At 55.8% G+C, this 25,379-nt stretch carries 20 protein-coding genes; 14 read left to right on the top strand and 6 right to left on the bottom strand.

Features of this window, described 5'->3' with window-relative positions; genetic code table 11:
- Positions 1 to 4: 4 nt before the first annotated feature.
- A complete protein-coding gene (locus tag CGZ80_RS23965; RefSeq protein ID WP_094418205.1) occupies positions 5 to 796 on the bottom strand; it encodes a TIGR04282 family arsenosugar biosynthesis glycosyltransferase in 792 nt (263 codons plus the stop codon).
- Positions 797 to 1,301: 505 nt separating this feature from the next.
- Here CGZ80_RS23965 and CGZ80_RS23960 point away from each other — a divergent pair.
- From CGZ80_RS23960 to CGZ80_RS23935, 6 genes are all read left to right on the top strand, one after another.
- Complete coding sequence (locus tag CGZ80_RS23960; protein WP_094418204.1) at positions 1,302 to 2,873, top strand: serine/threonine protein kinase; 1,572 nt, start codon at positions 1,302 to 1,304, stop codon at positions 2,871 to 2,873.
- Positions 2,874 to 2,987: 114 nt separating this feature from the next.
- Entirely contained in the window at positions 2,988 to 4,226 is a 1,239-nt protein-coding gene (locus tag CGZ80_RS23955) for a lysophospholipid acyltransferase family protein (protein ID WP_094418203.1), read from the top strand.
- Positions 4,227 to 4,235: 9 nt separating this feature from the next.
- Positions 4,236 to 6,329: a hypothetical protein gene (locus tag CGZ80_RS23950; protein ID WP_094418202.1), complete on the top strand. Its 2,094-nt coding sequence runs from the start codon at positions 4,236 to 4,238 to the stop codon at positions 6,327 to 6,329.
- Positions 6,298 to 7,536: a hypothetical protein gene (locus tag CGZ80_RS23945; RefSeq protein ID WP_094418201.1), complete on the top strand. Its 1,239-nt coding sequence runs from the start codon at positions 6,298 to 6,300 to the stop codon at positions 7,534 to 7,536. The genes CGZ80_RS23950 and CGZ80_RS23945 overlap by 32 nt, the downstream gene beginning before the upstream one ends.
- A gap of 103 nt (positions 7,537 to 7,639) precedes the next feature.
- Entirely contained in the window at positions 7,640 to 9,586 is a 1,947-nt protein-coding gene (locus tag CGZ80_RS23940) for an ABC transporter ATP-binding protein (RefSeq protein WP_094418200.1), read from the top strand.
- A 118-nt stretch (positions 9,587 to 9,704) separates the two neighbouring features.
- Entirely contained in the window at positions 9,705 to 10,991 is a 1,287-nt protein-coding gene (locus CGZ80_RS23935; protein ID WP_094418199.1) for a PQQ-binding-like beta-propeller repeat protein, read from the top strand.
- 42 nt (positions 10,992 to 11,033) lie between these two features.
- On the opposite strand, the gene CGZ80_RS23930 is transcribed toward CGZ80_RS23935, so the two are convergent.
- The 3 genes from CGZ80_RS23930 to CGZ80_RS23920 form a co-directional block, all read right to left on the bottom strand.
- On the bottom strand, positions 11,034 to 12,080 hold the full coding sequence (locus tag CGZ80_RS23930; RefSeq protein WP_094418198.1) for a prenyltransferase/squalene oxidase repeat-containing protein: 1,047 nt from the start codon (positions 12,078 to 12,080) through the stop codon (positions 11,034 to 11,036).
- Positions 12,081 to 12,166: 86 nt separating this feature from the next.
- Positions 12,167 to 13,066, bottom strand: a complete 900-nt coding sequence (gene mutM / locus CGZ80_RS23925) for a bifunctional DNA-formamidopyrimidine glycosylase/DNA-(apurinic or apyrimidinic site) lyase (protein ID WP_094418197.1) — start codon at positions 13,064 to 13,066, stop codon at positions 12,167 to 12,169.
- Between the two features lie 30 nt (positions 13,067 to 13,096).
- Entirely contained in the window at positions 13,097 to 13,954 is an 858-nt protein-coding gene (locus CGZ80_RS23920) for a DUF429 domain-containing protein (protein ID WP_094418196.1), read from the bottom strand.
- A gap of 240 nt (positions 13,955 to 14,194) precedes the next feature.
- Here CGZ80_RS23920 and trpB point away from each other — a divergent pair, with 240 nt between their 5' ends.
- Both trpB and CGZ80_RS23910 read left to right on the top strand, forming a co-directional pair.
- Positions 14,195 to 15,418 carry a tryptophan synthase subunit beta gene (gene trpB / locus CGZ80_RS23915; RefSeq protein WP_094418195.1) on the top strand — a complete coding sequence of 408 codons (1,224 nt, stop codon included), beginning with the start codon at positions 14,195 to 14,197 and terminating at the stop codon, positions 15,416 to 15,418.
- 74 nt (positions 15,419 to 15,492) lie between these two features.
- Complete coding sequence (locus CGZ80_RS23910; RefSeq protein WP_094418194.1) at positions 15,493 to 16,176, top strand: metal-dependent hydrolase; 684 nt, start codon at positions 15,493 to 15,495, stop codon at positions 16,174 to 16,176.
- An 83-nt stretch (positions 16,177 to 16,259) separates the two neighbouring features.
- On the opposite strand, the gene nirD is transcribed toward CGZ80_RS23910, so the two are convergent.
- A complete protein-coding gene (nirD, locus tag CGZ80_RS23905; RefSeq protein ID WP_094418193.1) occupies positions 16,260 to 16,580 on the bottom strand; it encodes a nitrite reductase small subunit NirD in 321 nt (106 codons plus the stop codon).
- A 113-nt stretch (positions 16,581 to 16,693) separates the two neighbouring features.
- Between nirD and CGZ80_RS23900 the strand changes: the two genes are divergently transcribed.
- From CGZ80_RS23900 to CGZ80_RS23880, 5 genes are all read left to right on the top strand, one after another.
- Positions 16,694 to 18,529, top strand: a complete 1,836-nt coding sequence (locus tag CGZ80_RS23900; protein WP_094418192.1) for a TIGR03960 family B12-binding radical SAM protein — start codon at positions 16,694 to 16,696, stop codon at positions 18,527 to 18,529.
- 291 nt (positions 18,530 to 18,820) lie between these two features.
- On the top strand, positions 18,821 to 19,915 hold the full coding sequence (locus tag CGZ80_RS23895; protein ID WP_158222835.1) for a GNAT family N-acetyltransferase: 1,095 nt from the start codon (positions 18,821 to 18,823) through the stop codon (positions 19,913 to 19,915).
- A gap of 105 nt (positions 19,916 to 20,020) precedes the next feature.
- Positions 20,021 to 22,192, top strand: coding sequence for a spermidine synthase (locus CGZ80_RS23890; RefSeq protein WP_094418190.1), 2,172 nt, complete (start codon positions 20,021 to 20,023; stop codon positions 22,190 to 22,192).
- Between the two features lie 382 nt (positions 22,193 to 22,574).
- Positions 22,575 to 22,886 carry a flagellar biosynthesis anti-sigma factor FlgM gene (locus CGZ80_RS23885; protein ID WP_094418189.1) on the top strand — a complete coding sequence of 104 codons (312 nt, stop codon included), beginning with the start codon at positions 22,575 to 22,577 and terminating at the stop codon, positions 22,884 to 22,886.
- Between the two features lie 277 nt (positions 22,887 to 23,163).
- Positions 23,164 to 23,685 carry a Fur family transcriptional regulator gene (locus CGZ80_RS23880; RefSeq protein WP_094418284.1) on the top strand — a complete coding sequence of 174 codons (522 nt, stop codon included), beginning with the start codon at positions 23,164 to 23,166 and terminating at the stop codon, positions 23,683 to 23,685.
- Between the two features lie 32 nt (positions 23,686 to 23,717).
- On the opposite strand, the gene CGZ80_RS23875 is transcribed toward CGZ80_RS23880, so the two are convergent.
- A complete protein-coding gene (locus tag CGZ80_RS23875; RefSeq protein ID WP_094418188.1) occupies positions 23,718 to 24,152 on the bottom strand; it encodes a hypothetical protein in 435 nt (144 codons plus the stop codon).
- 272 nt (positions 24,153 to 24,424) lie between these two features.
- Between CGZ80_RS23875 and CGZ80_RS23870 the strand changes: the two genes are divergently transcribed.
- The gene (locus CGZ80_RS23870; protein WP_158222834.1) at positions 24,425 to 25,363 is read left to right on the top strand and encodes a tetratricopeptide repeat protein; all 939 of its coding nucleotides are present in this window, start codon (positions 24,425 to 24,427) and stop codon (positions 25,361 to 25,363) included.
- Positions 25,364 to 25,379 lie beyond the last annotated feature (16 nt).

The following is a 25,379-nucleotide window of genomic DNA, read 5'->3' as shown; positions in this document are numbered from 1 at the left end:
TCAGTTATTCTCCACCTGCGAGAATCCGTTCAATTTGTTCCGCTAAATCTTGCAACATGCGATCAGTCGAATGGTCGAGCGTCTGCCTCAGTCGCAACAAGTCGTCTTCTGTATCGACATCGCTCTGTATTGGCAACGTTGCCACGCGAAGGCCAGCCTTTTCGGCGTGTTGAATTGTTTGCTCAAACACCGACTCGCTACTCCAATGGATGCCCTGAAACAAACCTTCATATCGTGTCGACCAACCGCGTAGCCCGATTAGATAGTAACCGCCATCTTCGGCGGGGCCGAGTACCACATCATGTTGCTGCAACTGCTGCCAAGCGTCGTTAATGATTGCTGGTGAAACCAGCGGGCAATCGGCACCAATCAAGACACGTGCTGGACAACGACTCGCGCCCAACGGTTCACCATCCAAACAGCGTTCGAACCAGTGCCGCATCCGCACACCGAGATCTCCATCGACTTGCTGCTCAAGTTCCCATTGCGAATCCAATCCGATCGCGGCGAGCCATCCAACGAAATCGGAATGTCGTTCTGCCGGAGCGATCACGAGCTGTTGCCGTTCGGCAGCCCCCGCCAAGCTTCGGACGAGGTGTGCGCAGAACAACTGGTGCAGCCGAGCCGCGTTTGCCATCCCGATCGAGACACCCAAGCGAGTTTTCACCGCAGTGGGCTGCCAGTACTTGGCCATGATGCCAAGTGTCACGTGGCCGAGTTTCATCTCCGCTCCGAGTTTCGAAACGTTACCTGCTTCGCCGCCGTGACAGATCGATTGGCCAGAATGATGGTCCACGTTGCACTTGACGGTATTGGGAACTGAAAACGTGTGAAAAACTAAAACGGGGGGCACGAACCCTGCTACCAACGCCTCGCGCGCTGTCAGCTAGTCAGCGGAACATAGCCAGGGAAGACAAACAACCCTTGTCGACTAAAACACGATCCGAGTAGGGGAGACTGACCTACGCCCGATCTGTAAACGACCAACCAACAATCGCTGCAATCACACCAAGCGGACCTTGTCCGTCCAGAATATCCAGAAGTTCATTATGCTGAGTTAGCGGCGGGGAGTTACGATAGGGTCTGTCTTGCGTGCGAACTAGAAAGCCCGACTTTTCTGAAAAAAATCGTCAGCTCGACGACACCTGACTCTCCTCGGCATAGTGTTGTCGCTTAGACTTCGACTCGCAAACTTTTCGACCCTGGAAACAAACCTTCGCGGCGGCGTTAAACGAACCGATCAATGTTCGTTGAAAACACAATTGGCCTGTCGCACGGAGGGTTTGGTACCCTGACCGCCTATGTCCACCCTATCTCCTGAAAAGTTCCTGGAACTGATCGAGAAAAGTCGCTTGGTCGACCCGACCAAACAAGCGCGGCTGGTGGAAAAAATTCGCGAACAGCTTGGCGGAAAGCTGCCTTCCGATGCAAAAACGCTGGCCCGCGTGTTTCAAAAGAAAGGCCTGCTGACCGAATGGCATCTCGAGAAGCTTCTTGCCGGAAAATACAAAGGCTTCTTCCTCGGCAAGTACAAGTTGCTCGGGCATATCGGCACCGGCGGAATGAGCAGCGTTTATTTGGCCGAACACACGGGGCTGCATGACCGACGTGCGATCAAGGTTTTGCCAAAGAAACGCGTTGGTGATTCGTCTTACTTGGCACGGTTCCAGCTCGAAGCAAAAGCGATCGCTTCGCTAAACCACCCCAACATCGTGTTAGCGCACGACATCGACAACGAAGGCGATGTGCACTACATCGTGATGGAATATGTCGACGGGCTGGACCTTCAAGCACTTGTTAAACGTGACGGGCCACTCGATCCTTCGACCGCGGCGGACGTGATTGCACAAGCCGCACGCGGTCTGTCGCATGCACACAGCAAAGGGATCATCCACCGCGACGTCAAACCAGCCAACTTGCTGCTCGACTCTAAACACGTCGTCCGCTTGCTGGACATGGGCCTGGCCTTGATGGGTGCCGAAGACGACGAGTCGCTGACCGTTGCCAACAACGAGAACGTGCTCGGTACCGCCGACTACCTTGCTCCCGAACAAGCACTCAACAGTCACTCGGTCGACCACCGTGCCGACATCTATGGCCTGGGCTGCACTATGTATTACGTGTTGACCGGCCAGCCGCCGTTCAACCAAGGCACCTTGGCTCAGCGGATCGCGATGCATCAAAAAGAGATGCCGAAGCCGATACGCCAAATCCGCCCCGATGTCCCGGGTGAACTGGAAGGCATCTGCGTCAAGATGATCCAAAAGGATCCTAAGTTTCGTTACCAGACCGCCGACGACGTTGCCGAAGTCCTCGAGCGTTACGTGGCAAAAGTCCCACGCGGCCAAAAGGTCACCATCGGCTTGGGTGAAAACAGCCAATACATCGACGACGGATCGTCATCGATCTCACTCGATGATGCCGATCTCCGTCCGCCCAATACCGGCGGCGATACCGTCTCGAACAAGAACAACGACACATTGGCTAGCAGCCGCAGTCGCTTGATCCAGAACGAAGGACTGAGCAGCAGCGATAGCGGGAAAATGGTCAACGTCGCCCGTCGGGACTTCGATTTTGGCGAAGGCAGTTTCCTGGACCTACAGGTGGAATCCGGTTACGCGGGCGGACGATCGGGAAAATCGAATCGTTCGGCAGCGAGCCGATCGGGTACCGGCCGCTCGGGTGTTCGATCCGGCAACGCCCCCGCCACTCGCGGACAGGGCGGCCGAAATTCGCAACGACAACCGGGCACCGACAAATGGCTGATCGGGTCGTTGCTGCTCGCGTTCTTTGTTGTCGCGGTCGGATTGGGATTCATTTTGGCGAAAGCCACCTCACAACAACCGCCGACGCAAACCGAAGTCGCGCAATAGGCAGCTTGCCCAAGGCTCTCTAAACTCTTGGCGTGGTGCCGGCACACCACCTCATAAACGGCGTCGTAGTGTTACGTCGAACTCCACTCCGTTTTTCGCCAAGATTTCTGAAGCATGACTGTCGTCTTCGATCGGCCCTACGAATTTATCCCTCCGATCCGCTCGACAGTGTGGCCTTGGGTCATCCAACGTCTGCGGTTATACGATTATTACTTGCGACGCAAGGAAGGCGTGGTCGGCTACGAACTACGCGGCATCGAACACTGCAAGAAAGCAATCGATGACGGACATTCGATCCTGCTAGCTCCCAATCACTGTCGCTACGCGGACCCACTGGTCTTGGGCTGGCCCGGCCGCCAACTCGGATTTCACGTCCACGCGATGGCATCTTGGCACCTGTTCAACGAAGGTGCACTCGACTCGTTCGCGATTCGACGAATGGGTGGTTTTTCAGTCTTTCGTGAAGGCAACGATCGCAAAGCACTCGAAGCCGCGATCGAGATTTTGACTGAAGGACGCCGCCCACTGATCGTGTTCCCCGAAGGTACAACAAACCGAACCAACGATGAACTGAAACCGCTGCTCGATGGCGTCGCCTTCATGGCCCGCACCGCAGCCAAACGCAGACGGAAACGCAAGGATGATCCTGAAACCGCGGCGACGGCGGGCAGCGGTGATGTTTACATGCAACCGGTCGCGATCAAATACGTCTGCGTCGAAAAGATTGATCACTGGGCCCATGAACAACTCGATCGTTTCGAAATGCAGATCGGCTGGAACCACATGCCAACGCGTGACATTCGCGCACGCACGCTTCAGCTTGCCGAAGCGATGCTTGCCCTGAAGGAAACGCAGTACTACGGGCGATCCTGCGGCGGACCACTTCCAGAACGCCGTGACACGCTGATCGAACATATCCTGACGATCACCGAACAGCAGATGTCGATCGACAATACCTCTGATGTCGTTCGTGAACGCGTCCGCAACATCCGAGCGGCAGCATCCAGCCGTTTCTTCAGCGAGGGCCAACGCCCCGAAGTCAAACAGGAACTGCGCCGCCATGTCGACTCGGCAGATCTGGCACAAGACCTGTCGTCGTACCCTGACAGCTACTTGACGGAAGACCAGGTCACGGACACTCGGATTGTTGAAACGATTCAGCGAATGCAAGAAACCGTCAACGGCAAAGCTGACCACTCGATCCCGCTGAAAGCAATCATCCAATTTACCGATCCGATCAAAGTCGACACCGGTCGCCCACCCAAGGGCCAACGCGACCCGCTGATGCAATCACTCGAAGATTCCCTCTCAGCAATGCTCCGCGAGCTTTCGAGCGAAGCCAGGAAACTGTAACGCGTTGTCATGCTATTGATTCGCGATCTCGCACCGCTTTTCTGCATCCATGCGAGCCTGCTACTGGGCACGCTTGTGATTGGCGGTGGGAATGCTGCCGATGTTAGGTTGCAATCGCTATGGCTGGCATTTCTTTCCACCGGTTGGCTGATCGCTCCGCAATGGCAAGGCCGTACGTCGTCTATCCTGACACGCTATTGCGGCGGAATGATTTCGTCGATCGCGATCTACGCGGTCACGGTCGCAGGACTCAGTTGGCTGGGACAGGGCATGCAGGCGATGCTTGTTTGCTGGTGTGGCATCAGTTTGGCTGCAATCACGAACCGTGCGATTCAGCTTCGGCAATGGCTACCGATGCGATTGCGCATCTTGCCAACACAGGTCGCTTTGATTTCTACCGCGATCGTTCTTGCGGTGTGTGTGTATCAAGCACCACGATCAAATGACATCCATCAATTCATATTGCAACAACAGGATATGACGCTGTCGTCCAGCTTGCAGGTTTCTTCCATCGGAATGACCGCAATGGACGTCGACCAACCGATGCCTCGCTGGCGGGCACACTATTTCCACTTGTTACCAAGCTTGTTCAGCAAAGCGAGTGGCATCGCGGTTGACTTGGTCCTGCAGCGATACCTCACGATACCGGTCGCCTTTAGCGTGATCGTTTGCTTGGCCTGTTTTGTCAGGACGCTATCGCTACATCGCGCTGACTTGCCGCTGTGCATCCTCGCGATTGCCGGGCCTGTCTTCTTTTGGTTTCGAAACTTCAACGCGTTTAACTATTCGTTTCGCATCACCAACAACCTGCTACTGGACAAAGACTTTGCGTTGTTCTGGCTGATCCCTGCGGTAGCGGTACTGTCACTTCATTGGGTGCGTGGACGCTCGCGTGCCATCGTACCCCTGTTCATGCTGAGCCCCGCAATCGTGCGTTTCCATCCGCTCACTGCGGTGTATCTGCTTTTGCTGATCACTCCGTTGCTACTTGCCCTTGCTACGTCATGTCGTTTTCAACCGCGACGGGCGCTCGCGATTGTCGGATACGTTTGCGTACTATTCACCGCCGTCGTTTTCATTGGAGACGCCCAAGGGAACCACGATCAAATTCGTGAAATTATCTTGATGGATTACCAGCAGTCACTGGATGATCGACCGCTGCATTACTGGGTTGGCTTCTACAACACCATTCCGAACTCTGATTTGCCGTCGGACACACTGGCGTACGATGGCGAACGACTCACTTTGAAACCAAGTGTGATTTTAGGATGCGGGTTGCTGCTCGCGATGCATGGGGCGTGGCTCGTCCTATTGGCGATGCGTTTGTGTCGCCGAATCGGAAACATGCACGTTTTATTTGCCACAATCAGCATCATTGGGCTGTGGGGTATCTGGTTTGTCAGCCCTTTCATTCTGACGCGCGCCCCACATATCAGCGGAGGCTACGAGCGTCTGCATTGGTTTGCATACCCGGCGGCATTGACGACAGTCGCGATCGCCGGCAGTTTGATTATTCCTCGTCAGCTTCGAAGGCCAGCGCATTGGTTAATCATGACCCTAATTGGCCTCAGTTGTTTGCTCTCACGATTGGAGATTGCATCGCCGATCACGTCGGTACGCGGGCTGAACAGCTTGCTCGACTATGAACAGCACGACGCCATAAAACGTCTTGCGAGTTGGCAAGGCATTGATCCTTCACGAACACTCGTCGATCGAAAGCCGCAGGCATTGTCAGACAGCGATCGTGTGCTGCTGCTGGACCTATCCGCCACCACACAATACTGGTGGGTGCGATCGGGAAGCTACTGGCCGGATTGCTACGTCGAAGCGTTTGCGTGGGATCGTCGTGGCGATTCGTTTCTAAAAGATCGCCATTGGTTTTATCACTTTCTGGATCGACAGCCGTTGTCCGACAATGCGAAAGAAGAGGCGATCGAGTGGCTGCGCGAAAAAAGGATTACACTGATTGTCGATCATCGTCCCGGCGCCCTTGAATACCTGCAACAGTTAGGCGTACCGATCGAGCCGCTCGATGAAACGACTTTTCGCTTGACGATCGCTTCCCGCCCGTATGTCGACCAACCCGTACCAGCCGCCGAGTGACCCTTCGTCACTTGATTCTTCGACGACCGAAGCGGCGGTAACGCCACGGTATCACGGTGGCTTGACCATGATCACCGGATCGGTTGATGAAGCCGACGCGATTAGCTTGGCCAAGGCCTGCCAGTTGCCCGAAACATCCGACGTTATTCAATCGCGTCCCAAAACGTCGTGGTGGGGAATCTCATTTGTCCTGCTGATCTTGTTGCCGATAATCGTCCTCTTGGATTTGAACAGTGTTCGATTTCCAACATTGTCTTCGCTCAACCTGACGCTCGTCGCGTGCTTCCTCGTCGTGGTCGGCATTTTCGTGGCGTTGCTATTGATTTTGACAACACTCAATGCGCGCCGCTTTGTACTCGCAGATCCGCCGTTGGGTGGCAGCACAACGATCCGCCTTAATGAATTTGGCTTGTCGGTAGAAAAGCAAACCCGTGACGCACGCGAACTGGAAATCTTTTGTTCGTGGCGCCAGGTTCAAGCGACCGTGTGTGACTCCGCGTGGCTGTTGAACCTTGGATTTTCCAGCCCCGTACTTGTCATGCGTGACTGGGTTGCGGAACAGCACGAACGTGCGATCTTTGACGCGCTCGTCAGTGACATCGCACAGTGGTCGAGTGAACAACCGCTTGCCCTCGATTTGGAATCAATCCCGGCAGAAGCGGCAGAAGCTTTTCCCGATTACAAACGTGACGCAATACCACTCGTCGTTTCGACCAGGGCGGAAAAAAAAGCTCGACGAGCGATCCGCCGATCGGTTGCGGGTATCTTGCCAGACTACCGTATCCGCCCTGCCAACACTCCGATGCTGGCCTGGGCGATTGGGTTGTGGCGAGCACTGCTGGCAGCACTGGTCGCGTCGATCTTGTGGACCGTGTTTGAACACCAGCTGAACCATATCGGCGAAGGCCCCGTTCGCTTAGTCGCACTGGTACTGCCTCAAGTCGCGTTCTTACTCTTTAGCATTTGGTTGACAATCAAAGTTAACCGTGATGTCAAAATCGCCGGCGCGCTGTCCGGAAATGAGCTGTGGTTTGACCATCGCAGCCTGTTGCTGAGATTTCCGCTGGACTCATTGAGACAGCGTCTGAGTGTCGATCAAACACTTGTACTCGCGACCGAGACCGGTTCGACCACAATCGTTTTACCGGCAAGCTACTTCGAAAGTCGTGAAGATTTTCAGCGGGCCTCCGCCAAATTGCTTCCGTAGCAGCACGACAATCAAGATTGAAATCCACGATCGACTGGCATTCTAGGATTGACGACCATGCCATGGACTTGCCAAGCCGATCGTCGGGCCATACCAATAATGCATGTCCATACAACCTAGCCGCGATCGATTTCGCGAATATCGAGACACCGTCCGAAAACGCAATACGGAGAAACAGCCCCGTTCACAGCGTGGGGGAGGCTTCCACGGCTCATCGACACCCACGAAGAAACTGGGCAATCGTGAACGCGGATTTTGGGAACTGATCAAAGAATTCTGGCGGCTGGTTCGCCCACACCGACGCCAGATTTCGGTCGCGTTGTTTTTCCTCACAATTGCGATCGGACTAAGGTTGATCCCGCCACTAGGAACCAAACTTGCCATCGACTGTGTGCTGACCGATCCGCCGAAACCGCTGCCGGCGTACTTGGATGGGATCGTATTGCCGAGCGATAAGATGACGCGTCTGCTGTGGATTTCGATCGCCGTGGTGGTGACCACCGCCATCGCAACGGTGGTGCACCTGTTTAGCCGCTGGACGGGTACCAAAGCAGTTAACCAAGCTCAGATTGGTATCCGAAAAAACGTTTTTGAACACGCGATTCGGCTGCCGTTGGACAAGGTCTATGACCTGAAAAGTGGCGGGGTTGCCAGTCTGATCCGCGAAGACGCAGGCGGAGTCGCAGAGCTGATTTTTTCGATGCTCTACAACCCTTGGCGGGCGATCGTACAGTTTGTCGGCAGTCTGATCATCCTGGTCTTCGTCGACTGGAAATTGATGGTTGGCGGGCTCCTGTTGTTGCCGATTGTCTGGGTGACACATCGCACGTATATCAATCGAATTCGTCCGCTGTATCGCGACATCCGTAAACAGCGTCAACACATCGATTCCAATGCCACCGAAACGTTTGGCGGAATTCGTGTGGTAAGGACCTTTTCCCGATCACGCAACGAATCGAACCGCTTTGTCCACGAAGGCGGATTCCTGGTTCGCCAACAACTCTTCACTTGGTGGTGGACGCGGATCATCGAAACGATCTGGGAAGTTTTGATCCCGATCGCATCGACGGGACTGCTGCTTTATGGCGGATACCAAATCATCCACGGCGAACTAACACTCGGCGACATGATGATGTTCTTGGTTTATCTCACCATGTTGCTGGATCCTTTGGCGACCATCGCCGCCAGCGCGGTCGGCTTTCAAAACAATTTGGCAGGACTCGATCGAATTCTGGATGTCCTCGAAAGCGATAGCGAACTGCCGACCAATCCGAACGCGGTTCATGTCAGCCGGCAAAGCAGCGAAGGAGAACTGGAACTGCGAAACGTCACGTTTCATTACCCCGAGACTCAAACCGAAGTGCTCAAGAACGTCTCGATCCATATCGAGTCAGGCCAGACCGTCGCACTGGTCGGGCGAAGCGGGGCAGGGAAGACAACGCTAACGAATCTGATCGCAAGGTTTTATGACCCGACCGACGGAAGTGTTCTCCTCGACGGGCGAGACCTACGCGAAATCAATCTGGAATCGTACCGCAGCTTGCTCGGAATCGTCGAACAGGACGTCTTCCTGTTCGACGGAACGATCGCGGACAACATTAGCTACGCCCGACGAGGTTGTCGTCCGGAGGAAATCGTTGCCGCGGCAACCGCAGCAGCCGCTCACGAATTCATCGAGAAACTGCCCAAGGGCTATGACAGCGTGATCGGGGAACGCGGTGTCAAGCTCTCCGGCGGACAGCGACAGCGTCTGGCGATCGCCCGAGCGATCCTGGCTGACCCCAAGATCCTGATCCTTGATGAAGCGACTAGCAACCTGGATAGCGAAAGCGAACAATTGATCCAGCAGTCGCTCGAACGACTTCTGCAGGACCGCACTGCGTTCGTTATCGCGCACCGCCTGAGCACGATCCGCAACGCCGACAAAATCATTGTTTTGGAGGATGGCCGCGTCGTGGAGGTAGGGACACACCACGAACTACTCGCCAAAGGGGGGCGTTACCAAGACATGGTTCACCTGCAAATGTCAGAAACCAATCCGGCGGGATAACAAACCATCCGATACGCCAGTCAGGGGAGAACAAATGCCAGTTTTTGCTGCGCCGTAATTTTGGCTATGATAGGGGCCTTCCACTAAGCTCGCCTTAACGCCGCTCCCCGATACACTGATGAAATCAATTCAATTGATCTGTTTGGTCGCAATCACCTGCATTTGCACGATCGTGAATGCCCAGGATGCTGACTGGCCTCAATGGCGCGGCATTCATCGCGACGGACATGCGGCACCTCAATCGCTGTTGAAGTCGTGGCCCGATGACGGTCCCAGCCTGGCGTGGTCCGCAAAAGATCTTGGCACCGGGTATTCGGCCTGTGCAGTAGTCGGCGATTCGCTGTACACGATGGGCTCCAGTGAAGGCGAAGCGTACGTTTATTGCTTCTCGATGGCTGACGGAACGCCCCGCTGGTCAAAATCGGTCGGCCCGGCAGGTGAAGACAGCGATTACAACACCGGCTGGGGAGCCGGCCAGCGCTCCACCCCAACGGTCGACGGTGACCAGGTGTTTGCCTTGACCGACAAAGGCGTTGTTGCCGCACTGGATCGCCATACCGGCGACGTCAAATGGACCGTTGACCTTGTCGAGAAGTTCGGCGGAAAGATCCCAACCTGGGGCTACAGCGCATCGCCGCTCGTCGACGGCGACCGCGTGATTGTCTGTCCTGGCGAAGCCAACTTTCTAGTCGGACTGGATCGCAACAGCGGCGAAAAGGTCTGGGGATCGCAGGAGATGAGCGCGTCTGCCGAATACGTTTCACCGATCAAAGGGACCGTCGGCAACGTTTCGTTTTATGTCACAGCCAGCAAACCAGGATTGGTCGGCTTTGATGCCCAAACTGGCAAAAAACTATTCGAGGATTCAACCACCGGAAACAACATCGCCGTCATCCCAACGCCAATCGTTGCCGGCGACTTGGTTTACCACACCAGTGCCTACGGTGCTGGCAACACGCTGCTGCGCCTGGTTCCGGCAGACAACGGACTGACCGCGATTTCGGTTTACGCACTCAACAGCAAATCGATGGAAAACCATCACGGCGGTGTCGTGTTGGTCGATGGTGTGATCTATGGCTTCACCAAGCAAAACGGCGGTTGCTGGATGGCGCAGGATCTCGAGTCCGGTCAAGCGTTGTGGTTCGAACGTGCACGCCCCAACAACAGCGGTTCAATCTGTTACGCCGACGGTCGACTGTACTGCTATGGCGATAAAGACGGCAGCGTTTTGTTGGTCGAACCGTCACGAGAAGGCTTCAACCAAGTTGGCAAGATGACGCTTCCTCAAGAAACGTCGGTACCGCGAAAACAAGGCGCGATCTGGGCACACCCAATCGTTGCAGGTGGCAAACTGATCATTCGCGATCAAGACCTGCTTTACGCGTTTGATATCTCGGCAAAATAGTCGCGATACGATGACGACTTGTCAGCCGGCGTTAACGATCCGTTAACGCTGGTAGATCGGCAAGTATCCGTAATCGAGCTGCATCATGATCAGGTTGCACGCGGTGACGTATACCGGATGGATCTGGCCTTCCCAGTACCCATCGGAGCGCTGCTCACTCGCGATTCGGTCATAGAGCCGTACACGAAACGGCTTCCAAAGCTCCTCGCCTTGGCGATAAACCACCTGGCTGTAATACAGATACGTGTAATGCCAGTGGCCAAAACTGTGCGCACCGTCACTGATGCCGTGCAGTTCCTTTTTGGCGTATTGCCACATCTCTGGCACATGGTCGCTGTCGTAGTCACCGGCGTTGTAGAGCGCCGCCAAAGCAGCCGCGGTAATCGCAGGACGACTGTTCCCGCGCTGTCGACTGCTGTAGCTGATCCCGCCGTCTTTGTTTTTGCAGTCGTAGATATACGTTTTCGCCCGATCAATGACGTCACCGCTGACAGGGATCCCGGCGTTGCGACAGCCGCGCAGTCCTTGAACCTGAGTGATCGTCGTTGAACCTTCGTCAAAATCATTGCCTTCTGCTGCCGAGACATAGCCCCAGCCACCGGCGGCCGTTTGTGCATAGCCACTAAATTGCACCGCACGAGTCAGTACATCAACGATTTCTTTGCGGCGATCCAAGAGGCCCTCTTCGCCGAGCACCTGGGAGAGGAAAAGCATCGCGAAGCCGTGACCGTAGGTGTATCGCTGGTCGCTTTGCGGGTCACCGATCAGTCCGTTGCTTCTGCTTTTGCTGATCAGGAAATCGGCGGTCCGTGCGATTTCGCTGGCATAGGGCCCCTGCGTTGTTGTCGAACCGCTGCCAATCATCGCGGTCCCGGCGAGCGCCGCAATCGCCGTCGGATAGACCTGCGTGTTCCAGTGTCCTCGTGAGGACTGTGTTCGCCGCAGCCAAGCGAGTCCCTTCTGTGTGGAAGTCTCCCAAGCGGCATTGCGCTGGGACTGAGCCTGTGCTCGACGCCCGAAGAGCAGACCGGCCGCAGCCAGGGACGCAGAGCCGCGCATCCAATTTCGTCGGCACAGTTTATTGCTCATTTCTGATTCCCCCTCAAACGGGCCTGCTTGGCGAAACCTGCGGATTGCCCACGCGTTTCGCAGACGGTGTCCGCACAGTGTATCGTCTATTCCAAAGAAGTCGAAACTTCGATTTCTGCCACATCAGGGTGTAACCCCCTCTTTTTCTGACAGACGCCGCAAAAAAACGTACTTCGCTGGGCCTGAACGATGCGGCGAATCGAATCCTCGCCACAACGGGGACAGATCTCGTCGGCCCGATCGTAAACGCGGTGGTAATTTTGGTAGCCGCCCGATTGATTCAACGCATTGCGATACGTCCCGTCAGATAACGTGCTGCCTTCATGTGCGATGGCGTCCTCAAGCACCACTCGTGTCGCCATGACGATTCGTTTCCACTGGGCTTTGGTCAATTGATCACAGCGTGAACGCGGATCGATTCCGGCCAAGAACAACAACTCAGCCGCATAGAGGTTTCCGATCCCAGCCACGACGGACTGGTCAAGCAACGCGACCTTGATCGCGCGACGGCTGCGGTTCAGTTTCTCACGGAGCGATTCAGCATCAATCAGCAATGCATCTTGCCCCAATTTCGACCGCACCTGCTGCTCCAGTTCCGCTCCTTTGAAAAGTCGAACGGTGCCCAATCCACGCCGGTCCCAAAACAGCAATTCGCGAGGGGCATCGAAAGCCGCACCTGACGGTTCCAACTGCAGACGAAACCGCAAGTGCTCTCGTGTGGGTGGATCGGCAAGCAACACCAACCCCGTCATCCGTGGTTCAATCACGACCGACAATTCACCTTCAATACACAAGATGACGCGTTTGCCCAGTCTTTCGACACGTTCAATGCGTCGGCCTTGAAGCTGCCGCGCGATCGTCCGGATCGAAGGCCGCATTAAAATCGGACGACGCTCGCACGGCGGGCAATCTGCAGCGACGATTCGCGAACCGACGATCGGTAGCACACCGCGACGCATCGTTTCGACTTCAGGTAGCTCAGGCATAGATACAATTCATTCGAACGTCGAACCAAACTAGCAGTAAACGTAGCCTTCTTTGGGGTACCGTTGGTGCGATGCAATCTGATGGTGATCGGCGCGCTCGTACCCTTGCCAAGCCCCGACCCCAGCCAGCACCGCATCCAACGCGTCGCCACCAGGATCGTTCAACATTAAACGACGACGATACGGCGAAATTTCCACCAAGTGTCGAATTCCGGCCAGGATTTCACGCCGCACACCTCGCTGTGCCTCCGTCGGCGATTGCCCTCCCGATTGTTTGTAATTGCGATACGGCAAGCTCATCCGTTTCAGCGTCGACGACGGGCAGGCCTCTAACACGATCGATCGTAACGGCACCGCCTGTTTTCGGTTGTATTGAAACGGAAGAACCGCGACTCCGGGATCGGCAATCAAATTGGCGAGGACATCACGCATACCGTGGAACGTTTGATAGATGATCCGGTAGTGGTAACAATCAAACGGTGTCTTGGTGTCCTGATCGGTTTGCCGGCGGACGTGCAGAGCCCCCGTTTGATCTTTCGAAATTTCGACGAGGTTCAAACCAAAATCCTTGGCCGTGCCGTTGAACTGCGAAACCAATTTCAGCTGGTTCTTCCACGTTCCCAACGCGAGTTCGATCGGCAGCCCAAATGGGAAATCGCATCCCCAGACGGTTTCCTTTTGAACCCGAATGCGGTCCGTTAAATATTCGTTGACGCGTTCGCGTTCGTCATTTGCGGCGAGTCGTCCGAGTGGCTGCAGCGAGACCAAACGAAACGGCGGGTCGCCGTCGTCACCCTCCCCCAACCGGGAAAGCTCCGCCGCCCATGCGGTTCGGCCACTTTTGGCCGCGCCGCTGTAGTCGATGCCCATGACGGTATGGATTGGCATCGATTGGAGTTCTGACTTAACCTTGGACTCGGAATGAACTTTCGCCACTGAACGTGAAGACTCCGAACCTGAAGACGCCGTACGTGAACCTGAAACAGACGGCAACGCGCTGGATTTCGACGGCTTGGAGCTAGCTGCGTTGACCACGGGACTTCAGCGGGGGAAGATGTGTTGCGAAAGACGTTCGGCATGTCCCCACGCCGAACCAACGAAAAAATAATTACACCAAACGATAGCAGTATGAGTACCGCCCCTTCGACTGGTGCCGCCTCGGCGTCAGTTCCAGATCAACGCGGCCGTTTTGGCGATTTTGGCGGCCGATTTGTGCCCGAGACACTCACTCGCGCGCTCGATCAGCTCGCCGAAGAGTACGAGATTGCCAAGAAAGACCCGGAATTCCAGCGTGAACTCAACGGCCTGCTGAAAACATTCGTCGGCCGGCCGAGCCCGTTTTATCATGCCAAACGACTTTCCGATGCCTGTGGTGGGGCACAGATCTGGCTCAAACGCGAAGATTTGAACCACACCGGGGCGCACAAGATCAACAACACCATCGGCCAAGCCCTGCTGACGCTGCGGATGGGTAAAAAACGCGTGATCGCCGAAACCGGCGCCGGACAGCACGGCGTGGCGACCGCCACCGCTTGTGCCCACTTCGGGCTACCTTGTGTGGTTTACATGGGCTCGGAGGACATCCGCCGACAAAAGCCCAACGTGTTCAGCATGCGATTGCTGGGCGCCGAAATCTGTCCGGTCGAAAGCGGATCACGCACACTCCGTGACGCCGTCAACGAGGCGATGCGGGATTGGATGTCTTCCGTTGAAGACACGCACTACATCATCGGTAGCGTGATCGGACCACACCCGTTCCCAATGATGGTTCGCGATTTTCAATCTGTCATCGGTCGCGAAACCCGTGACCAATCGCACACCCTGCTGGGCAAACTGCCCGACTGCGTTGTCGCCTGTGTCGGCGGTGGCAGCAATGCTGCGGGAATGTTCTATCCGTTTATCGAAGACGACGATGTGCGTTTGGTCGGGGTCGAAGCCGGCGGCCGCGGCAGTTCGCCCGGTGACCATGCCGCCCCCATGACCTTCGGCTCACCGGGCGTTTTGCACGGCAGTTACAGCTACGTGATGCAAGACGACGACGGCCAAACCTGTGACGTGCACAGCATGAGCGCAGGCTTGGACTATCCCGGGGTCGGCCCCGAACACAGCTACTGGAAAGACACCGGACGCGTCGACTATGTGCAATGCGGCGACCGCGACGCGATGGAAGCGTTTGACAAATTGGCGCGCTCCGAAGGCATCATCCCGGCTCTCGAATCCAGTCACGCGCTTGCCCAAGCGATCAAATTGGCCGGTGAAATGAAGCCGGACGAAAACCTCGTCGTCTGCCTTTCAGGTCGCGGTGATAAAGATGCGATGGAGATTGCCCGATTACGTGGTGAAGAGTACTGAGTTGTCGGTGACGAGCCGATAACCTGCTACGGATACTTGTTAACTGGACGTTCATCAACCGACGCGGAAATCCAATGATTAAATTGACATGGCTGTCGCACGCCAGCTGGTACATCGAAACGAAATCGATGCGGATCTTGCTCGACCCGTTTTTTACCGACAACCCGGCAGCCCAGGTCAGCGCAGACGACTTCGCCGACTGCACTCATGTGTTGGTTTCCCACGGCCACTTTGACCATGTCGGGGACGTCGCTCCCGTCGCCGCCAAATCGGGCGCCCAGATCATCACCAACTTTGAAATTGCGCAGTGGTTCCAAGAGAAGCACGACCTTTCAAATGTGTTGGGCATGAACATCGGCGGACAAATCGACCTCCCCGATGGCACGCTCAAAATGGTGCCTGCGATTCACAGCAGTATGTTGCCCGATGGCAGCAACGGCGGATCGCCGGCCGGTTTTGTGCTCAAGCTCGGCGATCGCAGCGTGTACTTCGCCTGCGACACGGCTTTCTTTAGCGACATGCGTTGGTACGCAAAGAGCGTCGACATCGTGGTGCTGCCCATCGGCGACTTGTACACGATGGGCATCCGCGACAGTTTGGAAGCGATCAAAATCATCGAGCCAAAGATCGCTCTGCCGACACACTACGGGACTTGGCCTCCGATCGAACAAAACGCCGCCCACTGGGCTGCTGCCGTTCGCGCCGAAACCGATGCGATGGGCATCGCGCTCGAAGTCGGCGAGACCTTCGAAGTCTAAGCTGCTCTGGCAGTCAGATTAAGCCGCAGAGTCATTGCCGGCTGCGTTGTCGCTCCGGCAGAACAAACGTTTCTGCCGAGCCGCTACTCTTTTTCCTTTTCACGGACAAAGACCTCGTCGCCCTCGACCTTGACCTCGAAACAATCGACTTTGACTCGCGGGTTGTCTTCCCAAGTTCCGTCGGCCACGCAAAACCGCCATGCGTGCCACGGACAGGTCACCGAATTGCCCTCGACGTACCCCTCTGCCAAGGACGCGCCCATGTGTGGGCAGAGGTCATCGATCGCATACCAATGACCATCGTCTTGTCGAAATACGGCCACCATGCGGCCGTCGACAGGAACTGCTCGTCCACGTCCCTTCTCGAAATCACTGACTTTTCCGACAGATTCAAATTCACTCACCGGTGGATTGCCTACGTCAATTGAGTTTGCCTTGCAAAAATAGTCCCTTAGCAGTCACACTTTAGGCGTTCGCAGTCTTACTGCCCACTCCCGCAAATCACTGTGCGTCCCGCATGATCAACGAAAAACGGCGAAAACAGCTGGAATCCAGAGTCTGGCCCCACGTTCAAACCCCAGCGCAATACGTTGGCGGCGAGCGAAACATCATCGTCAAGGATCACCGGACGCTGCGCGGAAAGCTGGCGGTGGGGTTCCCCGATGCTTACACGATCGGGATGAGCCATCACGGATTGCAGGTGCTGTATTCGCTGATGAACCGTCGCGAGGATTGGTGTGCCGAGCGTGTCTTCACGCCCTGGCCGGACATGGAGGAGCAGCTCCGCAAAAACGACATTCCGCTGTACTCGCTAGAAACGTTTACGGCGCTGTCTGAATTCGATGTCGTTGGGCTGAGCTTGCAATACGAAATCAGCTCGCCCAACGTGCTAACGATGATCGACCTGGGCGGCATTCCGCTGGAAGCATGCGATCGCACGATGGCGGACCCGCTGATGGTCGCCGGCGGCCCGTGCTGCCAGAACCCCGAACCGATGGCCGAGTATTTCGATGTGATGATCACCGGCGACGGTGAACCGGCGCTGCCAACGATCTGCGACCTGTGGTTGAAACTCAAGGACCGCTATCGACGCGATGACGGATCGTTTGCCGACGGCGAGATTGGTCGTAAACAGCGTGAAGACGCGTTGGCCGAGGTCGCCCGGTCGCTGGACTGTGCCTACGTGCCTCGGTTCTATCAACCGGAATACAACGGCGGACGCATCGCAGACTTGAAACGCACCCGCGACGACGTCCCCGCAACGATCGCACCAAGTGTAATCAGTGACCTTGATGGCATCCCGTTGCCGACGTCGCCGATCGTGCCTTACATCGATTGCGTTCACGACCGGATCGCGATCGAAATCATGCGTGGCTGCCCACACCTGTGTCGCTTCTGCCAAAGCACCGTGATTAAACGGCCGCTGCGAATTCGTGAAGTCGAAACCATCGTTGACGCCGCCTGGGAAAGCTACCTCAACACCGGCCACAACGAAATCAGCATCCTGTCGCTCTCTAGCAGCGACTACCCGCACTTCGAACCGCTGGTCAAACGCCTGCACGAGGTGTTCAAACCTCTGGGCGTCAACATCAGCGTGCCCAGCCTGCGAGTGAATGATCAGCTACGTTCGCTGCCACAATTAATTGGTACCGACCGCCGAAGTTCGCTCACGCTGGCACCGGAAGTCGCACGCGATGACATGCGTGAACAGATCCGCAAGAAGATCAAAAACAGCGACTTGATCGAAGGCTGCCGCAACGCGTTTCAAAACGGATTCGACAGCGTCAAGTTGTATTTCATGTGCGGCTTGCCAGGGGAACGAGAAGTCGACCTGGACGGGATCGTGGACTTGGCCGAAACGATCGCAACGGTCGGCAAGGAAGTCCGTGGTCGTTATGCACGCGTCACCGCCAGCGTTTCCAATTTTGTGCCGAAAGCCCATACGCCATACCAATGGAACGGCATGCAGCGGCGCGAGTATTTCAAATGGGCACACAAGTATCTGTGGAATCGTCGCCAGATCCGCAGCGTCAACGTGAAGTGTCACAATATCGAAACCAGCTTGCTCGAAGGCGTGCTCAGCCGCGGTGATCGCCGCACCGGTAACGCCATTCGTTTGGCTTGGGAACGTGGTGCCCGCATGGACGGATGGACCGAGTACCTTGATCCAGAACGTTGGTGGACCGCAATCAATGACGCCGGGATCGATATCGAAAAACAAGTCCACGAAAGCTACGAGATGATGGACAAGCTTCCGTGGGACCACGTGAACGTTAAATTCGGACGCGGCTACCTGGAAAAAGAGCAGGGCAGGGCAACCGTTCAATTGGCCGCGATGGCGAATGCCGTCTGATCAACGGTCACCGGGCCGTTGAGCCCGCATTCATATTGCGTCATTGCCCGCACAAGTCTGACAAAACGCGATACCGGAATGGTTGATACACCAAGTCCGGTGTCGCCCCTCTAGCGATCGAATCTCATTTTGTAAGGACACCCCTGCGTCCACGTCCTAGGTTTCACTGTGAGTAGTCAAAATTCCCACAGTATTCCCACACAGTGCAACCCCGACGCAATGTCCATCGTTGATCCGTTACCGCGTTCATTAGGGCCGGCGCCCACAAAGACCGCGATCAACGTGCGCTTCATGCGATACAACGAATTGCTCGCTTTGGTCCCACGTTGGGAGACGCTCATCGACCGCTGCCCTTGGCGGAATCCCTGCTACGAACCAGAGTTCCTGCTCTCGCTGTTACGCGCGATCGACATCGGCTCGGTTCGTGTGATGGTCGCCGAGCGGGGCAACGAATTGGTGGGGCTGATGCCAATTGCGACCAAACAGCAATTTCACCTTCCAATTCGAATCGCCGAAACCTGGCGACCGGATGAAGCGTTTGACGCGACCCCGCTGCTCGATTCGTTTTGGGCCGGTGATGCGCTGCAGGCCTGTTTCAAATCGCTTCGCCGCCACGGGTTCCACTTGCTAAGCCTAAACACGGTGTCGGCCAACCCGGAATTCGTATCGGTTTTCCAAACAGCGACCACTGCGACGTCGTTAGCGTATTTCACTCGCGACCAGTTCCAACGCGCCGCTCTGCGACCGGCAGGTGGTGCAGAGGAATACTTTCAGCGTGTGCTTTCGAAGAACCGCCGAAAGAAATTCAGCCGCGCGCTAAAAAGCCTCGAATCCCGCGGCACCGTTCGATTCGAAACGGCAGCCGTGCCCGCCCAAGCCCGTGACTGGATGGAGGTGTTCTTAGACCTCGAAGCATCGGGCTGGAAAGGCAATGCGTCGACCGCGTTCGCTAGCGAAGATGACTCACTGAGTTTCTTTCTCGACATGATTGGCCGTCTCATCGATTCGGAAAAACTGCATATCACGCGGTTGACCGTCAATCGCAACCCGATCGCGATGTTGATCGACATCCGGTCTGCGGATCACGTCGCCTGCTACAAAACCGCATTCGATGAACGCTATTCGCAATACTCCCCGGGCGCACTTCTGGAATGGCACAACGTCCGAAGAATGTTCGACCAAGGCGTTTCGCTTTGTGACAGCTGTGGCGATCCTGACAACGAATTGCTGAACGCGTTGTACAACGAACGTTTGGACTTTCAACACCTGATTGTCAGTCTTGATCGCTGGACGAACTTCATTCCAAAGAGGGTGTTGCCGGCACTTCAGTGGATCAAACGCCGATTACCAAGCCAACGTGGCAACGAAAGTACGCCGAAGGGGTAAACCCGACGAATCAGTTTGCTTCACCACAAGCTGAAACCTACGCTTGCTCGATCATTCTGCCTTGAGTGTCCTGGACCTGGCTCGCACGTAGGGAAATCAACGTCAATGTCTGCGCACGAATCGCTATCCGCTTCCGATTCGATTCAACCGATCGTTGCTTCATCAACCAATCCCCCAAGTCAAACCGACGCGTCTGAATTAGGCGTCACGGATTCTGTGGGTGGCCGGTCGCTCCTATGGTTCGTGGCCACGACGCTGCTAAGCGCGTTCTTGGTATTCCAAGTTCAACCGATCATCAGCAAGTGTGTGCTGCCTTGGTTTGGCGGCACACCAGCGGTTTGGACGACATGCATGTTGTTCTTCCAAGTATTGCTGTTTGGTGGATACCTTTACGCACACTTGTTGCGAACGTTTTGCACGCCGGTCTTTCAAGCCATCATTCACCTGACATTACTGGGCTCTGCAGCCTTGATGGTTCCCATCGAACCGTCCGATGCATGGAAGCCGATGGGAGACGAATCGCCAACGTTCTATTTGCTTTGGATGCTTGCCCGCCACGTTGGGCTTCCATACTTTGTGCTTTCCAGTACCGGGCCATTGATCCAAGCCTGGCTCAGCCTGCAAGACGACAGCGATCGTGTTTATCGCTTGTACGCGCTTTCCAATGCTGGTTCGCTCTTCGCGCTGCTCAGCTATCCGTTTCTCTTCGAACCAGTCCTGTCGGTGTCAACACAATCGACATTGTGGTCATTGATGTTCTTGGCCTTCGTTTTGGTTCAAGGATACGTGGCGGTGGGGCTGTTTCGCATGCATCAAAGAAAGAACACGACAGCGTCATTGGTCGCTCACAAAGGATCCGATCAACCGATCTCGCGATTGCAAATTGTCTCGTGGATCAGCCTTCCCGCACTGGCCAGCGTCATGCTGCTTGTGGTTACCAACCATGTCTGCCAAGACATCGCGGTTGTCCCGTTTCTTTGGGTCTTGCCGCTGAGTTTGTACTTAGCAAGCTTCATCGTCTGTTTCGACTCGCCCCAGTGGTATCGCCCCAAGCCGATCGCAGCAGTGACATTGGCAGCCTTGGCATTGATCCAAGGCAAAACGATGTTGCCCGGCAGCATCCAGTTGATCGCCGAGGCAACCTGCTACATGACGATGCTGTTCGGCGCGTGTTTGTTATGCCATGGTGAAGTCGCACGGCTTAAACCGGCAACCAATCGCTTGACACTGTACTACGCCATGCTTTCCGCCGGCGGAGCGTTAGGTGGGATCATCGTGGCCATCATCTGCCCGATGGTTTTGAACAACCATGCCGAACTGCCATTCTTCGTGGCCTTGGTAACGGCGTTAACGTTTTTGCTATTCTTCGCGTGCAAGGGCTGGAAGCAGCCCCACTATGACTGGGCCGCTGCCTCGCGACTAAAGTTCGGTGCGTTGCTGGTGATGATCACACCGATCATCACCATGGCACTTGTTTCGAATCATCGCACGATTGCTTCTCAGCGGAACTTCTTTGGTGTCCTTAAAGTTCGCGAGAAACCGCTAGGCTTGTGCTTGGTTCACGGCAGCACGCTGCACGGTATGCAACGCTACGCCCCCAATCAATCGCAGCCGACAACTTACTACGGCAAAGGCAGCGGGGTGGGATTTGTTTTCGAAGCACTCAAGGAAGAACGCCCCGAGTTGGAGATTGGGATTGTCGGATTGGGATGTGGCGTCCTGACAACCTACGGCCGGCCGAGCGATCACTATGACCTAATCGAAATCAATCCCGCCGTCATCGACATCGCCGATCGTTACTTCACATTCATGCGAGATTGTCCCAGCAAACTGGACCGCCATGTCGGCGATGGCCGCTTGGTGCTGGAACGGATGACCGACAAGCGTTTCGATCTCCTGGTGCTCGATGCCTTCAGCAGTGACGCGATTCCGGCACACTTGCTGACACGTGAATCCATGGCGCTCTACAAGCAGCGACTTGCTGACGAAGGCGTCCTTGCCATTCACACATCCAACAACCATTTGGAACTTTCACCGCTGGTCCATCGACTGAGCGCGGACGCAGGACTGGAAAGCCGTATGCTCGAAGGTATTGGAGATGACTCGATCGGCACGACCCATTCGACCTGGATGATCATCGCCCATACCGGTCACCTGATCTTTGAGATCCCGGGACTTGCCGACGCGACGAAGGCTACCGACCAAATGCTGCGTGACGCCCCGCTGTGGACTGATCAACACCATGATTTGGTCAGCGTATTGCGACTGTGGCAATAACAGCAAATCGAATTCTGAATTCATTCGGATTCGACTTGCTTTGCCTGAAGCCGGTTTGCTAACGTCCGATTCGACGTCGTCAGGATGCGCGCCGAAAGTGTTTAAAAAGACTCAGGTTCAGCCCTCGGTCATGCCGAGTACATACTCTGTTTCCGCTTGCTTTGCGCTAGCAAGAGTCTCTTTAAAGCTGAATGGATTGCATCCTGGGACATGGATCGCGGCGCTCTTGGCCGATGCGGAAACGATTTGAGGGCAACCACTCCGTGGATTGCTTTCCTATCCGGCCCCCGTCGCTCAATTTCGCCTTCCGATGCGTTTGCGTCACCGCTGACGTTCATCGGCATCGGCATAATCCTCCCATCGTCACCGGAGCATAGCTCAGATGCAAATCTACGGCCCCTTTCGGGTTAGCACTACTCAGTCGACTTCCAACGTCCAAGCCACCAGCAAGGTCGCAGGAAACGAATCCACTCGCGCCGCCGACCAAGCGACCAGCCGTGGGCCAGTCGATCAGCTCGACCTGAGCTCGTCGGCAAGTGCCGCAGGCCGAATCGAATCTCAAGGCGCTGTCGCTGGAGAAGGCATTCGTTTTGATCGAGTGGCAGAAATTCGCCGCCAAATCGCTGACGGTGCATACGACACCCCTGAAAAAATGGACGCGGCCCTCGATCGATTCCTCGATCTGTTGGGTTAATCCTGCATTTTTGTCCAGGAACCGGGCACCTTCCGGTCACCAGACCAATTTGATCTCAACCGACACGGCTAGTACCTGATTGTTACAAATCGGGGAACTAGCCGTCCGGCGTTTGCGAGGGCAATCAGATCCCCAGCAAGCCCTCAAACGCAAGCAAAATGCATCGGGCGGACGACAAAAAATTGCTCGGCGTGTAGACTGGTACGGTGCCGGCGTTCGGTACGGCAAAAACTTCTCTGTAATCCGCTTTTCCAGTTCATTGACCGACACGTCCAAGATGCCCGACCAGTCCAGCGGTGATCCCGTGGCAACCAAAGTGGAACCGCTCCAGGTCTCGCTCTCGCCACAGGAACGATTCAGCGAGTACCTGCAATCGCGTGGGCTACGTCAAACGAATCAACGCAAGTTTCTGATCGAGCAGGTGTTCAGCCAACACGATCACTTCGACGCCGAAGAACTGATCGAACGGCTTCCCCGCCGTGGCGAACCGAACTATGTCAGCACCGCGACCGTTTATCGAACGCTTCGCGAATGTGTCGACGCGGGGCTACTCAATAGCTTCCAGCTGGACGGGCGAACCGTCTACGACCATGACTACGGCTACCCGCAGCACGATCACTTGTACTGCACACGCTGTCAAAAACTGCTGGAATTTCAGAGCGACGAATTGCTAGCGATCCGTGACTCAGTCGCCTCGTTGCATGGATTTCGGGTCGAGAGCCATCGGATGATTATCCAAGGCGTCTGTCGTGAATGCTCGCGTAGCCGCCGCAAAAAGCGCAAGCAAGATCTCGTTTAGGCTGTGTCTCGGCGGTTCACGCCCCAACTGCCTTAACCCAGAATTTGCTTCAAGATTGCGCCCAAAATCGGCTCGTTCTTGTCGAAGTCACGGCTCTCGGCCTGCAACTGAACGACCAGGACATCGTCCTCGGACCAGTCCGGCAAATTGGTGAGCACGATCAAACGGCTGACAATCAGCAGATCGAGATAATAGAATCGCAAATCGGTCACAGCGGTCCCTGGCGGCAACCACTCCATCGTCGTCTGGTCTCGTTCTGGGTGATCGTACTCCGACGTAATCGCATCGACGATTCCTTCGATTAAGTCATCGACCTGATTGGCTTGCCTGCGTTCGAGACTGAGAAAACCTCCACCAGGAAAATCCAGCGTCACGCCCTGGTCACCCTCGTCTTCTTCGCGTTCGGCGACCTCCCAGTTCTCGGGGTACAAAAAGCGAAGGCCAAAGCTGTCGAACTGAGTCGGCATGTCGGATGGAGCGGGGCAGGGGAGTGGACATCAATCGGGCACGAAAAACAACGTCTTGCGACCGAAGGCAATGGGTTGCTACGGTGTATTTTGTCAGCTCCGGTCGATCTCAATAAGCCCCATTTAACGTGGCGGCGAAAACAGTCCATCGTTCGACACGGTGCGAGACAAACCTTTTCGGCGTCAGGCAATCCGTGACGATGCACTGCCCCCACCACAGTGCCCTCATTCCTTCGCCCTGTTTTCTCTCAAAACTTCACCTAGCACCAATCATGGAAGGTCGTGCCTGGCTGAGACGATCGCTGAGATCACTTTTGATCGCGACGCTAGCTGCGTGCTGCGTTTCGGGACTGGGCTGCCGAACCATCCGCAAGATTGGAAACAATGGCGAAACACTCGGTGCTCGCCGTCTGTCGCGAAGTGGCATGGAATTCATGCGTCAGGGGCAGTGGGATCAAGCGGAACACCTTTTCCAAGAAGCACTCGCGCTTTGCAAGACCGACGACCGAGCCCACCGCGGACTCTCGGAGGCTTACTGGAAACGCGATCAGAAAGACGCCGCGATCAAGCACATGGAAACGGCGGTCAAACTGAGCGAACAAGACCCACGTCTGGTCGTACGCCTGGGCCAGATGTATTTCGATGTCGGCCGTTTAGACGATGCCGAAGCCCAAGCCAAAATCGCGTTCGCCGCTCAGCGTGACATGGCTGATACATGGGTCCTCAGCGGTGATTGCTTGTCCGCACGACACAATCGTGACGAAGCCCTAGCGGCCTATCACCGCGCCCTTGCGCTGCAGCCAGATTTCGTTGACGTGAAAATGCGTGTCGCAGAAATCTACCTTAGCGACGAACAATACGACCGGGTTCTCGCGACACTTGATCGCGCCGAAGACGAAAGCTCCTTCGCGTCGCTTCCGACTCGCGTCCACATGCTACGTGGGATCGCGATGAAAAATCTCGGGCGCCCCGAATTGGCAATCAAGCATTTTGCCAAAGCAAAATTGCAGTCACCCGAAATGGCCGAACCGTGCTTGCAAATCGCATCCATTCGCCTCAGCGAAGGCGACACGATCGCGGCCAGCCAAGAGATCGCCGAGGCGATGCAACTTAACGAAGGCTTGGTGGTCGAAAGCGGGTGGTCAAAATTCCTCCTCACGCCCGAACAACTTGCCGCCCAAAAAGCAGACCAAGATCGCAAGCTACGTTAATACGGAACGGTCGCGG

The organism is Rhodopirellula sp. MGV, from assembly GCF_002251265.1.
Lineage (GTDB): Bacteria > Planctomycetota > Planctomycetia > Pirellulales > Pirellulaceae > Stieleria > Stieleria baltica_A.
This window is presented reverse-complemented; position numbering and strand designations above follow the sequence as displayed.